The sequence below is a fragment of the Noviherbaspirillum cavernae genome, from assembly GCF_003590875.1.
Classification (GTDB): domain Bacteria; phylum Pseudomonadota; class Gammaproteobacteria; order Burkholderiales; family Burkholderiaceae_D; genus Noviherbaspirillum; species Noviherbaspirillum cavernae.
The window spans coordinates 1,409,566-1,424,370 of record NZ_QYUN01000002.1 but is presented as its reverse complement, the minus strand read 5'-3'; the positions used below and the strand labels follow the sequence as shown (position 1 = coordinate 1,424,370).

13 protein-coding genes are annotated in these 14,805 nt (G+C 61.3%); all 13 read right to left on the bottom strand.

The window, feature by feature from the left end; genetic code table 11:
- Positions 1 to 2 precede the first annotated feature (2 nt).
- Positions 3 to 950: an HAD family hydrolase gene (locus tag D3870_RS06700; RefSeq protein WP_119737705.1), complete on the bottom strand. Its 948-nt coding sequence runs from the start codon at positions 948 to 950 to the stop codon at positions 3 to 5.
- A 71-nt stretch (positions 951 to 1,021) separates the two neighbouring features.
- Positions 1,022 to 2,584 (bottom strand): arylsulfatase, encoded by a 1,563-nt coding sequence (locus D3870_RS06695; protein WP_119737703.1) that lies wholly within the window; start codon positions 2,582 to 2,584, stop codon positions 1,022 to 1,024.
- Between the two features lie 136 nt (positions 2,585 to 2,720).
- A complete protein-coding gene (locus D3870_RS06690) occupies positions 2,721 to 4,268 on the bottom strand; it encodes an arylsulfatase (RefSeq protein WP_119737702.1) in 1,548 nt (515 codons plus the stop codon).
- A 60-nt stretch (positions 4,269 to 4,328) separates the two neighbouring features.
- Positions 4,329 to 4,469 carry a hypothetical protein gene (locus tag D3870_RS22270; protein WP_158590395.1) on the bottom strand — a complete coding sequence of 47 codons (141 nt, stop codon included), beginning with the start codon at positions 4,467 to 4,469 and terminating at the stop codon, positions 4,329 to 4,331.
- A gap of 15 nt (positions 4,470 to 4,484) precedes the next feature.
- Entirely contained in the window at positions 4,485 to 5,972 is a 1,488-nt protein-coding gene (locus D3870_RS06685; protein WP_119737700.1) for an arylsulfatase, read from the bottom strand.
- Positions 5,973 to 6,131: 159 nt separating this feature from the next.
- A complete protein-coding gene (locus tag D3870_RS06680; protein ID WP_242489888.1) occupies positions 6,132 to 7,151 on the bottom strand; it encodes a formylglycine-generating enzyme family protein in 1,020 nt (339 codons plus the stop codon).
- Positions 7,152 to 7,335: 184 nt separating this feature from the next.
- Positions 7,336 to 8,733, bottom strand: a complete 1,398-nt coding sequence (locus D3870_RS06675; protein ID WP_158590394.1) for a patatin-like phospholipase family protein — start codon at positions 8,731 to 8,733, stop codon at positions 7,336 to 7,338.
- Positions 8,734 to 8,770: 37 nt separating this feature from the next.
- Positions 8,771 to 9,352: a hypothetical protein gene (locus D3870_RS06670; RefSeq protein WP_119737697.1), complete on the bottom strand. Its 582-nt coding sequence runs from the start codon at positions 9,350 to 9,352 to the stop codon at positions 8,771 to 8,773.
- 147 nt (positions 9,353 to 9,499) lie between these two features.
- The gene (locus D3870_RS06665) at positions 9,500 to 11,545 is read right to left on the bottom strand and encodes an amylo-alpha-1,6-glucosidase (protein WP_119737695.1); all 2,046 of its coding nucleotides are present in this window, start codon (positions 11,543 to 11,545) and stop codon (positions 9,500 to 9,502) included.
- Positions 11,538 to 11,915, bottom strand: a complete 378-nt coding sequence (locus tag D3870_RS06660) for a hypothetical protein (RefSeq protein WP_147375724.1) — start codon at positions 11,913 to 11,915, stop codon at positions 11,538 to 11,540. Before D3870_RS06660 ends, D3870_RS06665 begins: the two co-directional genes overlap by 8 nt.
- Positions 11,916 to 11,945: 30 nt before the next feature.
- Positions 11,946 to 13,187, bottom strand: coding sequence for a BamA/TamA family outer membrane protein (locus tag D3870_RS06655; RefSeq protein WP_119737691.1), 1,242 nt, complete (start codon positions 13,185 to 13,187; stop codon positions 11,946 to 11,948).
- Positions 13,188 to 13,200: 13 nt separating this feature from the next.
- Positions 13,201 to 13,623, bottom strand: a complete 423-nt coding sequence (locus D3870_RS06650) for an outer membrane lipoprotein (RefSeq protein ID WP_147375723.1) — start codon at positions 13,621 to 13,623, stop codon at positions 13,201 to 13,203.
- Positions 13,624 to 13,920: 297 nt separating this feature from the next.
- Positions 13,921 to 14,793 carry a transporter family protein gene (locus tag D3870_RS06645; protein ID WP_119737687.1) on the bottom strand — a complete coding sequence of 291 codons (873 nt, stop codon included), beginning with the start codon at positions 14,791 to 14,793 and terminating at the stop codon, positions 13,921 to 13,923.
- Positions 14,794 to 14,805 lie beyond the last annotated feature (12 nt).

The window sequence follows — 14,805 nt, the reverse complement described above, 5'->3', positions numbered from 1 at the left end:
TTTCATCCTTGCAAAGATGTGTCGGAAAATACGGTGCGCCAATCTGTCCTGATGCTCGCCACGGTCCAGCCTTCCTGTTGCGCCAGCTTGAGTGATTCTTCCGCCCCGGCCACGTAATCGAACTCGCGCTCCTTGTCATCGTGATTGACCAGCAACTTGAATGACGGTCTGGCGGGATCTGAGCAGTAATGCAGCATTTGAATGTCGCCGTTCGAATTTCCCGCCGCGAAGATCGGACGCCGGCCAATGCGGCTCCAGATGCGCACCGGCTTGGCGGGCCCGTCATCAAAGATGTCCAGCTCGGGTTTGTGAACAATGCAACCGCCACTTGCATCTTCCTGGTACTCCAGCGCGACCGTGCTGCCTATCACGCGCTCGGGCGGAATGCCGTACAGCCCCTGTGTCACCGGCCGCATGAAATCCCGGCTGCCGCCGCTGGCGATGTAGCAGGTAAAACCGTTCGCTTCCAGATAACGCAGCAGCTCGATCATCGGTCGGTAGGTGCACTCAAGATATGGGCGTTTCAGAACCGGATGTTGCGCGCTGCGCAGGAAGTCGCCAGCCGTTGTTTCGAATTCCTCGATGCTGACGCCCTGATAGCATTGCAGCAGCCCGCCGATCATCATTTTGAGGGCGCTGTCGTCGCCCCGGTAATGCTTTTCGATGGCCGCGCCCAGCCACACATAGTCCTTTTCGACAACCGCCTTCCATGGCTGGCGCGTTCCCAACGATGGATCTTTTTCAACCATCTGCGCCAGCCGGCGGAACAGGAAATCCGCCTGGATCGGCAGTGGCTTCTCGCACCACAGCGTGCCGTCGTTGTCGAAGACGGCGATGCGCTCTTGCGACGGCACAAAATCGCTTGTCCCTGCCTTCGTTATCCGATCGACAAAGCCGATGATGGCGCTTCTGGCGCCGCCGTCGTTCCAGCTCGCAAGGGTGTCAGACATCGCTCCTGCTCCTTCCATTCGAAGTTTCGCCGCCGCGCCGGGAACCCCACTCCCCGCGCGACCCCGAGTTGCTAATGCCCTGCACTGCTGCCGGCCTCCGACAGTTTTTCCAGCGCATCGCCGATCGTGAAACTACCCGGTTTCTGCACGCGCGGGAACTCCTTGAAGGTCGCGACGAACTTGTCGGCCAGCCCGTACGCGCCGAACAGGATGTAGTCGTGGTACAGGAACCAATCGTAGTAGGTGTTCGACGTGATGTCGGCCCGCTCGTAGGGGTCGGTGCGCAGATTGAAGAGCTTGGGCAGCCGCAGGGTCGTGAACGGCTCGGCCCAGAGGCGCATCGTTCCCTGACAGCGCTGTTCCATGAACACAATCTTCCAGTGGTCGTAGCGGCAGCCCAGCACGTCACCGTCGTCGCTGAAGTAGAAGAAGAACTTGCGCGGGCTTTCCTTCTGCTCGCCGGTCAGGTAAGGCAGCAGATTGAAGCCATCGATATGGTTCTTGAAGGTCTTGCCGTTGGCCTGATGCCCTTTCTTCACTTTGTCGACCACATCGGGCTCGCCAGCCATCGCGAGGAAAGTGGGCAGCCAGTCATGATGCTGCACAATTTCGTTCGACACCTCACCCGCCGGGATCTTTCCTGGCCAGCGCACGATCAGCGGTATGCGGAAGGCGCCCTCCCAGTTCGTGTTTTTTTCGCTGCGGAAAGGTGTCATGCCGCCGTCGGGCCAGGTGTTCATGTGAGGTCCGTTGTCGGTGGAATACATGACCAAGGTATCGTCGGCGATGCCCAGTTCATCGAGGTAGTTCAGCACGTCGCCGACGAGCCTGTCGTGATCGATCATGGTGTCGTGGTACGGCGACTGCCAACGCCCCGCCTGCCCGATACTTTCCGGCTTCGGATGCGTGAACAGATGCATGTGCGTCGTGTTCAGCCACACGAAGAACGGCTTGTCGTCATCGTTCTGCTTCTTGATAAAGCCCTTGGCGGCGGCGACGAACTCGTCGTCGCAGGTTTCCATGCGCTTCTTGTTCAACGGACCGGTGTCTGTCACCTTCTGCTTGCCGACCTTGCCCCAGCGCGGCTCCTCTGTCGCATCGTCCTTGTCCTGCGCCCACGAATGGATTACACCGCGCGGGCCGTTGTTCTTGCGGAAATTCGGGAAGTCCTTGTCCGGGAAGTAGTCGACCATCTCCGGCTCTTCCTCGGCATTGAGGTGGTACAGGTTGCCGAAGAATTCGTCGAAACCATGTACCGTCGGCAGGTACTCGTTGAGATCGCCGAGGTGGTTCTTGCCGAACTGTCCGGTCGCGTAGCCGTGGTTCTTCAGCAAATCGGCGATCGTCACCGTCTCGGCCTGCAAGCCTTCGCGCCCGCCCGGACGGCCCACCTTTGACAGCCCCGTGCGATAGACGCTCTGGCCGGTGATGAATGACGAGCGGCCGGCCGTGCATGACTGCTCGCCGTAGCTGTCGGTAAACATCATCCCTTCCCTCGCCAAGCGGTCGATGTTAGGCGTCTTGTAGCCCATCACGCCATGCGAGTAGCAGCTCAGGTTGGCGATGCCGATGTCGTCACCCCAGATGACGAGGATGTTGGGTTTCTTCTGATTGCCGGTGCTTTTCGTTGCCATCAGGTACTCCTTCGCAGTGAGTTGAGCATCGACGGATCAGAGATCGATCCGCCGGTCGATTTGTGTTTCGCTGGCCGAATGCGCGATGCCGGAAGTTACGCTTCCGGCACCGTGAATCGGGCGACCTTTCCTGATGTCACGCCCCGCTGATGGAGCTCGCCATTTTCTCCATCGCCTGGTCAATCGTGAAGCTTGCCGCCTTCTGGCGTGGCGGGAACTCCTTGAATGTCGCCAGGAACTGCCCGGCGAGGGCCTGCGCCCCCATGATCATGTACCCCTTGGTCATGTACCAGTCCCAGTACGTGTTCGAGGTCGTATCGGCGCGCTCGTACGGGTCGGTACGCAGGTTGAAGAGCTTTGGAACCCGCAATACCGTGAAAGGCTCCGCCCACACTTGCAGCGTTCCGCGGCAGCGCTGTTCCATGAAGACCATCTTCCAGTTACCGTAGCGCAGGGCGACCATATCGCCATCGTCAGAGAAGTAGATGAGGCCCGGGCGCGGACTGCTCTTCTCCTTCCCCGTCAGATACGGCAGCAGGTTATAGCCATCGATATGGACCTTGAATGTCTTGTCGCCAGCCTTGTGTCCTTTCTTCAACTTCTCCACGATCTCCGGCTCGCCGGCCGCCGCCAGGAACGTGGGCAGCCAGTCGTGGTGCTGGACGATTTCATTCGACACCTCGCCCGCCGGAATCTTGCCCGGCCAGCGCACTACCAGCGGAATCCGGAAGGCACCTTCCCAGTTCGTATTCTTCTCGCTGCGGAAAGGCGTCATCGCACCATCGGGCCAGCTATTCATGTGCGGCCCATTGTCCGTGCTGTACATCACGATGGTGTCGTCTGCGATGCCCAGCTCATCGATCAGGTCCAGCAACTGTCCCACGTTCTTGTCGTGGTCGATCATGGTGTCGTGATAAGTCGATTGCGATGGTCCTGCCTGGCCGATACTCTCCGGCTTCGTATGCGTGCGAAAGTGCATGTGGGTCGTATTGACCCAGCAAAAGAACGGCTCCCCTGCCGCATGCTGCCGCTTGATCCAGCCGCTGGCGGCTTCGACGAACTCGTCGTCGCAGGTTTCCATCCGCTTCCTGTTGAGCGGACCGGTATCCTCGATCTTCTGCTTGCCTACCCGTCCCCAGCGCGGTTCCTCGGCCCCATCGTCCTGGTCGGTCGCCCAGCAGTGCATCACGCCGCGCGGTCCGAATTGTTCCTTGAACCTGGGGTCCTTCGGGTAGTCCGGATCTTCCGGATCCTCTTCCGCGTTGAGGTGATAGAGGTTGCCGAAAAACTCGTCGAAGCCGTGGGCGGTCGGCAAAAATTTGTTCTGGTCGCCCAGGTGATTCTTGCCGAATTGGGCGGTCGCATAGCCAAGCGGCTTGAGCAGTTCCGCGATAGTCGGGTCCTCGGCCTGCAGGCCCACGGGTGCGCCAGGAAGCCCGACCTTGGTCAGACCGGTGCGAAAGCCGCTCTGCCCGGTGATGAAGGACGCACGGCCCGCAGTACACGACTGCTCGCCGTAGGAATCGGTGAAGCGCATGCCTTCCTTGGCGATGCGGTCGATGTTGGGCGTGCGATATCCCATCAAGCCATCGCTGTAGCAACTCAGGTTGCTGATGCCGATATCGTCGCCCCAGATGACGAGGATGTTGGGTTTTTTCTGCGTTGAAGCGTTCTTTGTTGCCATCGTGCACTCCTGAGTATGGTTGGAAATGGACGAATCGCGGAGACTCGTCTTTATCGAAAATCAAGCCACCCGTTCCTCCCTGCCGTCAGGGAACGGACTGACCTTGAACACCATGTTGGCGATCGCCAGCAAGCCGATCAGCAACAGCACTATCGCGAAGATCGGACGAGCCAGCGCCGCTGCTTCGGCGCCGGCCACCATCACCCGTAGACATTGCTAAGTGCTTTGGGACTGCAAGGTCTCCAACACCTGGTCGAGGCTGAAGCTGCCTGGCTTCTGGCTGGGCGGGAATTCCTTGAACGTGGCGAGGAATTTCCCGATGTATTCCTGCGCTGGCACGAGCAGAAACACGCGGTCAATCCGCCAGCGGTCGTAATCGATGGCGAGGTGGTCGGCCTCCTCGAACGGATCGGTGCGGAGGTTGAAGAGCTTGGGCAGGCGCAACGGCACGAACGGTTCCTGCCAGACATCGAAGCCATGAGCGCGCTGTTCCGCGAAGACGATCTTCCAGTTGTCGTAACGCAGCCCCACGAGGGAACCGTCGTCATTGAAGTAGAAGAACTCGTGGCGCGGGTTGGCCGCCTTGCCGGCGAGTGTATCGGTGATGTTGTAGCCGTCCAGGTGGACCTTGAAGGTCTTGTCGCCGACCTTCATGCCTTTGAGCAGCTTCTCCTTCACCTCCGGGTCGCCCGCGGCGGCCAGGAGCGTGGGCAGCATGTCTTCGTGGGAGAAGATGTCGTTGTTGACGGTGCCGGGCTTGATGACGCCGGGCCAGCGGATGGCGCAGGGCACGCGGTAGCCGCCTTCCCAGTTCTCGTTTTTCTCACCGCGGAAGGGCGAGGCGCCGCCATCGGGCCATGACATTTTCTCCGCGCCGTTGTCGGTGGAATACATGACGATGGTGTTGTCGTCGAGGCCGAGTTCCTTGAGCTTGTCGAGGATCTGACCGACCATGGCGTCGTGCTCGACCATGCCGTCGGGATAGACGCCGAGGCCGGTCTTGCCTTGGTTCTCCTTTTTCAAGTGCGTCCAGATATGCATGCGGGTGGAGTTCCACCAGAGGAAGAACGGCTTGTCGGCCTTCTTCGCCTTTTCCAGGTAGTCGAGCGAAAGCTTGGTGACTTCCTCGTCTATCGTCTCCATGCGCTTGATGTTGAGCGGACCGGTACTTTCGATCTTCTGCGTGCCGTCCGGGTTGGCCCAGCAGTGGATCACGCCGCGCGTGCCGTATTTTTCCTTCAGCGCCGGATCCTTGAAGTAATCGGGGTTCTCGGGCTCCTGCTCCGCGTTGAGATGGTAGAGCGATCCGAAGAACTCGTCGAAGCCGTGCGCGGTGGGCAGCGTGTCGTCGGCGTCGCCGAGGTGGTTCTTGCCGAACTGCGCGGTCATGTAGCCTTGCGCCTTGAGCAACTCGGCAATCGTGACGTCGCGTGCTTTCAAGCCTTCCTTCGCACCCGGCAGACCGACCTTGAGCAGGCCCGTGCGGAAACCGCTCTGGCCGGTAATGAAGCACGAGCGGCCGGCGGTGCAGCTCTGCTGGCCGTACCAGTCGGTGAACAGCGCGCCTTCGTTCGCGATGCGGTCGATGTTGGGGGTCTGGTAACCCATCATGCCCCGGTGGTAGCAACTCGGGTTCCAATAGCCGATGTCATCGCCCCAGAGGACCAGGATGTTGGGTTTCTTTTGCGTGGCTTTCTGCTGCATTTGCAAACTCCTTCAAAGTCCTGAATCGATACCCCCTGACAGACGATGCATTGTTTGATGGATGGATGGAGAAGCCATTCTTGTTTCGTTTGATATCCGGTGCTGCTCGATGGCCATGGATTCGCCATCTCTGATCTTGAAGCGCCTTTTCAGGCGCAGTCAAATTTGCGTCATCCCCGCCCTGACAATGCAGCGAAATCCGACATGCGAAGTCGCGGTATCGATCTGCTGCGGGTAGCGCGCGGCAGGCCGGTAGCGTCTGCAGTAATTCGGTGCACACAGGTGCGAGCCGCCTTTCAATACCCTGCGCGGAATTTTGATTTCCGGCTGGCGTTTGTCATAGCTCTGATCGATCGAGCCGCCGCGCGGATTTTTCGGTGCGCAGCATGCTTTCTGCGCAACGGGCGCGAGCTTGTGCTCGCGATACCAGTCGGACGTCCACTCCCAGACGTTGCCCGCCATCTCGAACAGGCCGTACCCATTCGGCGGGAAGGACGCAACCGGCGCGGTACGCTCGTATCCGTCGAGGCGCAGGTTCTGCCACGGAAATTCCCCCTGCCAGAAATTCGCCATCGGCTTGTTGTCGGGCATCAGTTCCGCGCCCCATGCGAACTCCGCGCCTTCCAGACCGCCGCGCGCCGCGAATTCCCATTCCGCCTCCGTCGGCAGTTCGGCCCCGGCCCACTTCGCATAGGCTTCGGCATCCTCGTATGCAATCTGCACCACCGGATGGTCTTCCAGCCCTTCGATGCTGCTGTCGAGCCCCAGCGGCTTGCTCCAGCTCGCGCCGGGCACATACGCCCACCAATTGCCGATGTGGCGCAAGTCCACGCGTCCCGGCGGCTTGGTGAAGACCAACCCGCCAGGCACGAGCAGCTCGGGCAAGGCACCGGGATACATCGCGGGATCGAGCGGGCGTTCCGCCAGCGTGACATAGCCCGTCGCATTCACGAATCGCGCGAACTGCTCATTCGTGACCGCCGTGCGATCCATCCAGCAAGCAGATACGGAGACCCGATGCGCAGGCGCTTCCTCCGGATAGTGCGCATCAGACCCCATCGTGAATGCGCCGCCCGGAATCCATACCATGTCCGGTCGCGGCGGTTTGCCCGGTGCGGGCGATACCGCGAGATATTGCTCCATCAAATCCGAATACGATGCCACTGCGGTTTCCGCCATTGCAGCCTCTTTTGAAATCGTGAAATGTTGACGGGGAAAAATCTGTTCTGCGTGTCAGCATGCGCCGCAGCACTGCTGCTTTTCGGCGATGCTGCCAATGCTGACGATGGTCAATCATAGAGCGGCACCATGCGCCGATCTATTGGACCTTGGTCCAACACTGCCAGCATGACGCTGTCATCGATCAAGGTTGCGCCTTGGGCACCGGACGGCCGTCGATGAAATCGAGAATCTCCTGTCGATGCTGTTCGACCAGCTTGGATGCGGCCGTGATCAGCAGTTGCCTGTCGCATTCGGAGAACAGGCGAAACCGCGTCGGGATCTCTGCCAGGCGCTCCCTTACATCCGCAGGGCTCAGAATCGGCTTCGCCTCGTTGAGGCAAGCCTGCGGCACGTCGCTCAAGTCTTCGCGCCACTGTGCATCGATGTGCCGGAGGGATAATCCAAACATCGTGTGCTCATCCGGGAATACGCCCTCGATCTGCATGCTGCGGAAAAACAGCCCCTGATAGGTCGTGGCCCGCTCTTCCATGATCCCCGGGATGCGGTTGAAGTCGAAGGTGAACAGCGAGAACGGCTCTGCCCGCCGGTTCAAGCGGCGCTCATCGACGGAAAACGGAAAGGAACTGTCGAACGCAATGATGTATGCCCGCCGGCTTTTCTTCTGCTGTAACTGCTTCACGAACAGAAAGACGAGCGGCTCGACACCCTGATTTTCATAGAGGCCGCCGTCGCCGACATGCCAATAGGTGTCGTCCCCCTCCACCTGAAACGTGGTTGGGCCGATTACCGGAGGAAACGACGCGGAAGCGGCTACCGCGCCTGCCACCAACATATGGCACTGGTCCATGCGAAGATCGGCGGGTGTCATGGGCAGCAACTGTTCCCAGCGCCTGGCCAGGATGGGAGGAATCTCCGCCCTCTTGCCTTCCTCTTTCTGCTCACGCTGCAGGCTTCCTATGAAATCGTAGCGGAAGGCATCGGACGGCAAGCCCGTGACGGCAAGCCGGCGGCCATTGTTATAGAGCGTGGTGTTGACGATCAATCCGGGAGCGTCGCCGAGCGCTTCGCGCCGGTTGACGTCCCGCATGGTCGCGTCGCCAAGCACCCTCTCGCGCAGGATCTCGGCCAGCGAAATCGCGCCCAGCGAGGAATTGAGCCAGCGGAATGAAGAAAACTGACGCAAAGCGACCGGGCCGCCGATGTTCTGGCTCATCATTCCCTTGTACTGCTCGAAGAATGCCGTCCAGGGTGGTGTCAACTCGCCGCCGGGCGTCAGCACGCGCATGTCGCGCGGCGGCTTCTGGAGGGCGTAATAGGTGGCGGCCAGGCTGCCGCCGGAAACGCTCGACAGGTAGTCCGTGCGCTCCAGCACCGAACGGCCGTCCGCAGTCCGCAAACGGCCGAGCGCTTCCAGCCCGGCCGCACCGAAAAGCGCGGCCCGGCTGCCGCCGCCCGAGAGCGCCACGCCGACCAGCACATCACGTTCCGGGATCGGCACAGAACAGGTCGATGCCAAACCGGGCTCGATGCGCTTGATCTGGAATGCCTGCGGCGACGCGCACCCCGCCAACAGGACCATACCGGCAAATGCGGCCGACGCGCTCCGACAGATCAGGCTACTGCTTGACCGGCTGAACATCGATGGCCAGCGCTTCGCGGTACACGACCTCGACGTTGTCCCCCGGCTTCAATTGCTTGAGCTTGTCCTGCATGGCCGGATCCTTTACCGTCACCGTGCGCGTGCCTGCCTGCGGGCCTTCGAAGGTGAGCGTGTGTTTGGCCGGATCGACGGCCTTGACCGTAATCACCGATTTGACAGTGCGCTGCGCCATGCCGCCCGGCTTCGCCCCCGGCGGCGCGGTTGTCGCACTCTCGGTCGTTTCCCGGATCTTCGACACCTCGCCCGGCTTCAGGATTTCCGCCGCCAATGCGACGCTGTAACGCGCCCGGATGCGGTCGCCCGCCTTGAGCTGCGGCAGGTTCTGGACCTCCGGCGGCACATGCAGCGTATGCGTCACGCCGTTGGCCCCCTGCACCGTCACCATCCGGTTCGGCACATCGACCGACTGCACCGTTACCGTGTCCTGGATGATTTCCCCCACCGCACTTGCCGTCGGTTCACCAGCCGCCCAGGCATGGGATGGCAGCCATGCGGCAACGGACACGCCCAGCAACATTGCAATCATTTTCTGTTTCATGGCATTCCTTTCGTGATGGTCGTCTATATCAGCATTCCCCGCGACAAGTCGACACGCATTCGCCGGCATGCGGATGCCTCAGTCTCCACCCTGGTGCGCCGTCTCACAATTGGCCCTTGGTCCAATACCCGTGACAGGCGGCCCTGTTCAGCAACCCCCAATCCGCCCGCGTCCGAATGCATCCATCACACCCCAGCAGCCGTGGATATCCAGCAATTCCAGCCGCTCTATCTGCGCGGGAATCGCCGGATCGATGATCAGATGGCGACCATCGGACTCCAGCCCCAGCAAAACCCGCAGCAACAGCAGCGGCGCACCCGTGGCCCATGCCTGCGGACTGCACGCGGTCGGATACTCGACCGGATATTTCGTCATGGCGCGCGGATAGCCGGCGAACGCCTCCGGCAGCCGGTGATGAAACAGCTCTGCCGCTTCCAGCATTGCAAAGGCGCAGCGCGCGGCCTCGGCGCGATAGCCGTAGCGGCGCAAGCCCCATGCGATCAGCGAAGTGTCGTGCGGCCAGACCGTGCCGACGTGATAGCCGATCGGGTTGTAGGAAGCTTCCGTTTCCGCCATCGTGCGCACGCCCCAGCCGGAGAACAGCGCATCACTCATCAGGTGCTGCACGCAATGCGCCGCCTTGTCGATGTCTGCAATGCCGCTCCACAGCAGATGGCCGATATTGGAGGTGAGTGAATCGACCTGACGCTTGCTGCCGTCCAGCGCCAGCGCGAAGAAGCCGCGATCGGCGATCCAGAAGTCGCGATTGAATCGCGTCTTCAACTCGTCCGCTTCCCGGTCAAGCCGCTCGGCCCATGCATGATCGCCCCACACCTCGCGCGCCAGCACGGCGGTTCTGCGCTTGGCGTCGTACACATATCCCTGAATTTCACAGGTAGCACACGGCGTCGGCGCAATGGTGCCATCGGCGAATGCAATGGAATCCCACGAATCCTTCCAGCACTGGTTCACCAGCCCGGTGACCACGTTGCGCCGTTCGTACTCGACATAACCGTCGCCATCGCGGTCGCCGTAACGGTCGATCCAATCGACAGCGGCGCGTGCCTCACGCTCCAGCTCCTTGGCGAATTCCCTGTCGCCGGTCCAACGCACATATTCCTCAAGCAGCACCAGGAACAGCGGCGTGGCATCCGCCGAGCCGTAATACGGCGAATGCGGACGCTCCTCGAAGGCCGTCATCTCCCCGAAGCGCAGCTCATGCAAAATCTTTCCCGGCTCCGCGTCGCGGAAAGGATCATCGAGTCTGGCCTGCAGCAGGCTCAAGGTTTTCAAGGTGGCGCGGGCCAGTTGCGGCACGAATGGCAATGCCTGAAAACTCGTGATCAGGCTGTCGCGGCCGAAGATGGTCATGAACCACGGCAAGCCGGCCGCCGGCAACGGATCCGGCACCAGACGATTGCGAAAACGCAGCGCGGCAAGATCGACCAGGCTCTTGCGGTAAGTTGCCTCCAGGGCGTCGTGTGAACAGGTGAGTTGCGGAGCGCTTGCCATCCAGTCGTTCACGCTCATTTCCATCCGGCTTTCCAGGCCGTCCTTGTCCAGCATGTAATCGACATATGCCTGCGCATCGCGCAGCGCGGAATGGATCACGGCAACGACGTCGATGCTCGTTGTCCATCGCGATTTGGCAGGAATCCTGACGCGAAACATCAACCCGTCATCGGCGATCTGCGCCGGCTGCGTGGCGGAAATCCATGTCTCTCGCCGGAAGGTTTGCCGTCGATAGCCGAGCACCAGCCGATCCTTGTCGATCTGCCGGTAAAACTCGCCCTTCTTCTCGAGCTTGTCCTTCACTTCGAACAGATCTGCAAAGTCAGCCGCGGCCTGCAGCCTGACTTCGACTTCAACGGCCTCATGCGCGTGATTGTCCAGCGTCAGATCCTCGCGGAAGCCCATGTTGACCGTGCGGCGGCGCTGCACCGAGAGTTTGGAATCCACATATATGGTGCCCGACGTGAGCGCCATGAAACATTGCGCGCGGAAATAGTGCAGATCGTCATACGACAGTACTGCGGGTTGCTTGCCGTCGATGGTCAGAATCCATTGCGACAGGAAGCGCGTGTCGTTCATGAACAGCCCGTGATTCACCGCCGGCGTGGCATCAAGGTCGCCGCGTCGGTCGCTGACGACGAAGGTGTTGCCGTCGAGGATGCTGACCACATCGCTAGGCATCGCCGTTCTCCCGCATGAATTCGACCGGATCGAAGGGCTGCCCGACCTGGAGGCCGAACAAGGTTTTCACGGTGAAATAAAGATCCCCGTTGGCATCCATTTTTCCCTGCAACATCGCCACCGCCGGGTTCAGCGTGCCGGTGAGAAAATCGACAATCGAAACGACGTCCAGGAAATTGCTGACTGCATCGGCATCGCTGCTGTCATTAGTCAGTTCGAGAAAACCATCGTCGATCTGCATGACCGCGACCTGCATCCCATTCACCTGAAGAAGAAGCCGTCCCGCGATCCCGGCGAGTCCGGGGGCGTTGCGTTTTATTCCGGTCTGCGCTTGAATCCATTGCTGGAGCGCGATCGTGTCCTGATCCATGTTGCCCTCCGTATGACGCGAGGCCATCCGTCATCGCCATGCATTGCCGATCTGAATGTAGAACGCCCGCTCGCCGTCCGGTCCCCATGCGTAATCCATGCCCACCCACATGCCGAGCGCACGCGCGATCTGGTAGCGCACCCCCGCGCCTTTCGACACCTTGTTGCCGACGTCGTCGAAGCCTTGCGTTTTTCCCCAGGCGCGTCCCACGCCGGCGAAGCCGATCACGCCCCAGCGATCGGTGACATTCCAGCGCGCCTCGACTTCCGCCACCGCCACGTTGTCGTCCTGATAGCGGGCCGCCGGGACGCCGCGCATGTCGATGAAGGGCAACTGATAGAACGGCACATCGCCGCGCGCCGCACGGCCGTCCAGCCGTCCGCCCAGCACCACCGACTTCGCGATCGGCGTGTAGGCAAACACGTGGGCGCGATAGGTCTGGAAACTGTTGTCGCTGCCGAGTCCCGGTGTGTAGAACATCGTGTCCAACGCCGCCATCACGCCGCGCGATGGCGTGAAGATGTTGTCGCGCGAATCGTGCTCGAAGGAGAGTCCGAGGCCGGAGCTCTTGCTGGCGAAGGATTGCGGCGGCAGCAATGGCGGCTCGCGACCGCTGTCGAAGCTGTTGTCGAGATCGAGGTAGATCCAGCGCAGTCCGATGAAGTTGTCGCTGCTGCCCAGCCGGTATAGCGCCTGCTGCGACGACATCCAGCCTTTCAGGCTGTAGCCGATCTTGAAGTCATCGCCCAAGGCATCGCCGCCGCCATAGAAGTCGAGATTGACGTCCGTGCGTCCGACCACGCCGCGATAGCGCCAGCGGTCGTCGAGAAAGGACAGGAAGGCACCGCCGCCGATGGCCTTGGTGCCGTTCTGGGTGGCCGCCAGCGCGATGCCGTAGATGTCCGGTGGCGTCACATGTCCGCTCTTCTTCGCCTGCGACGCCGCTTCGCTCATCGACTGGCCGAAGAACAGGGCCGCCAGCCCGCCGCCGTAACCGACCGCAGGTTCGGTGATGATGATAGGCACCGGCAAAAAGCCCTTCCTCGTCAACAGCCATTCTGACAAGTCCGGGTTACCGTCCTTCTGATCAAGGATGCCCGAGTGTTTCGTCCCCGGCTGCGCTGCAGGTGCAGAGCTTGCGGCCGACGTTGCGGAGCCGGCGGCATCGTGCCGCCCAACCGGCTCCGGCACACCCTGCGCGAGGGCCGCGCTCATGCTCGACGCAGCCAGAACCGCTTCGGCGACAGCCATCAAGCGCCTCGACCACGTCATGGATTACTCCGCGTCAGTAGCGCGTCACGCGCGCGCTGTTGCCGCTGCCGTCGATGCGTACCTGATCACCAACCCGCAGGTTCGACGCCGGCTGCGTGATACCCACCACCACGCCATTGTTCAGTGCCACGGTAATGTGCTGACCGGACTGCTTCTCCATGCGCGACTGCGCCGCCGTGCCCAGCGCCGCGCCGCCCAGAGCGCCCGCCACGGCGGCCACATCGTGCCCTGTGCCACCGCCGATCTGGTAACCCAGCACGCCTCCCGCCACGCTGCCGATGATGGAACCCAGCCCCATGTGCGCAGACGAGTCGATCTGCACGTTGTCGATGCGTGTGACGCGGCCGTAGCGCACTTCCGTTTCCCCCACTGTCGGCGTCTGTGCGCAGGCGGTCAGCAGCAGCGCGGCAATCCATGCGAATACATGCTTGATCATCTTGATTTCTCCTTGGTTGAAATGCTTGGCACGGCATCTTGGCTTGACCTCCTCGCAGGCGCACGGACGCAGCATGTCGTCGATGGATGCGTCCGTATCGCATGCCGTGGGGTCTCCTCAAACGCGTGCGAATGACAGCAGACTTCGCACCATGAGCATAGTGGCAGGCAATGCCGTCAACCATTGGACTTTGGTCCTACCAGGGCCACACGCCAAGGCGGGTATCAATGCACGTTTGCAGGGCCTGACAGACAGGCGCACCGCCTTTCCCCGGCCTGCACGGTCGATATGGTCATGTCACTTTGGGAAGATGAAATTCACCTGGAAGCGCACAAACCAGTTGGACGCATCATCGGGGCGGATCACGTTGTAGCCGCCGCCAAAGACGAAGTTGACCGGCTGCATGCCCTTGGGGCGCGTGAGGATGGAATAAGTGACGCCAAGCGGCACCGTCCAGCGCTGGCTGGATCGGTCTTCCTTCCAGTTCGCCGTGACGATGCCTGCGTAGCCGATGGTATTTTTCGGTGAGAGGCGATAACTCAGGATCGGTTGCAGTTGCAGTTGATTCACGCTCTGCCGGTCACCGTCGCCCGCGAACGACCAAAGCTGCGTGGCAAGCAGGCCGATCGACCAGGGCCCCTCCTGTTTCAAGGCGACGGCGGTCGGGCCGATGGCCCACTTGCCGCTGCCGAGCCGCTCGTCAGTGGCGGTTTTCAACTGGAGAGCCGGACCGACACCCCAGATCAACCCTCCTGGCTTCGCCGTTGGCGAGAAGAAACCCTGGTAAAGGATGTCGCCCAAGCCGTTTTCGCGGTCCTGTCCCGACGCGAGCGCGGGGTTGGACAGGATCGGCACGATGGCACGGTTGATGAGCGACCATTCCTGGTTGAGCTTCAGCGGATAGACCGGCTGGATGTTCAGCGTGTGCTGCGTCTTGTCCAACGGCCCGGTATTGAGATTGGCACTGTACTGGATCGGCACCGTGATCAGGTCTGCCACCGGGTTGGCGAGTTTCTTCTGCAACTCCTCGTCGTCGGCTGCGGCGGCATGGACCGCCGGCGCTGCGCAGAGAGCCGCACAGCCCGCGAGCGATGCAGCAACGAACCGGCTTGTTGCGGTGATCGGCAGAAGTCTGCCTGTCATGCCTGCGCGACGCGTGGCATTTTCCATCGCTTCCTCCCT

Excerpts from the sequence above, each read along its gene's own strand:
- D3870_RS06675 (WP_158590394.1), bottom strand. The coding sequence starts at position 8,733 with ATGGTCCTGTTGGCGGGGTGCGCGTCGCCGCAGGCATTCCAGATCAAG.
- D3870_RS06665 (WP_119737695.1), bottom strand. The coding sequence starts at position 11,545 with ATGCCTAGCGATGTGGTCAGCATCCTCGACGGCAACACCTTCGTCGTC.
- D3870_RS22270 (WP_158590395.1), bottom strand. The coding sequence starts at position 4,469 with ATGGTGGCCGGCGCCGAAGCAGCGGCGCTGGCTCGTCCGATCTTCGCG.
- D3870_RS06645 (WP_119737687.1), bottom strand. The coding sequence starts at position 14,793 with ATGGAAAATGCCACGCGTCGCGCAGGCATGACAGGCAGACTTCTGCCG.
- D3870_RS06660 (WP_147375724.1), bottom strand. The coding sequence starts at position 11,915 with ATGGATCAGGACACGATCGCGCTCCAGCAATGGATTCAAGCGCAGACC.
- D3870_RS06700 (WP_119737705.1), bottom strand. The coding sequence starts at position 950 with ATGTCTGACACCCTTGCGAGCTGGAACGACGGCGGCGCCAGAAGCGCC.
- D3870_RS06655 (WP_119737691.1), bottom strand. The coding sequence starts at position 13,187 with ATGACGTGGTCGAGGCGCTTGATGGCTGTCGCCGAAGCGGTTCTGGCT.
- D3870_RS06670 (WP_119737697.1), bottom strand. The coding sequence starts at position 9,352 with ATGAAACAGAAAATGATTGCAATGTTGCTGGGCGTGTCCGTTGCCGCA.
- D3870_RS06695 (WP_119737703.1), bottom strand. The coding sequence starts at position 2,584 with ATGGCAACGAAAAGCACCGGCAATCAGAAGAAACCCAACATCCTCGTC.
- D3870_RS06690 (WP_119737702.1), bottom strand. The coding sequence starts at position 4,268 with ATGGCAACAAAGAACGCTTCAACGCAGAAAAAACCCAACATCCTCGTC.
- D3870_RS06685 (WP_119737700.1), bottom strand. The coding sequence starts at position 5,972 with ATGCAGCAGAAAGCCACGCAAAAGAAACCCAACATCCTGGTCCTCTGG.
- D3870_RS06680 (WP_242489888.1), bottom strand. The coding sequence starts at position 7,151 with ATGGCGGAAACCGCAGTGGCATCGTATTCGGATTTGATGGAGCAATAT.
- D3870_RS06650 (WP_147375723.1), bottom strand. The coding sequence starts at position 13,623 with ATGATCAAGCATGTATTCGCATGGATTGCCGCGCTGCTGCTGACCGCC.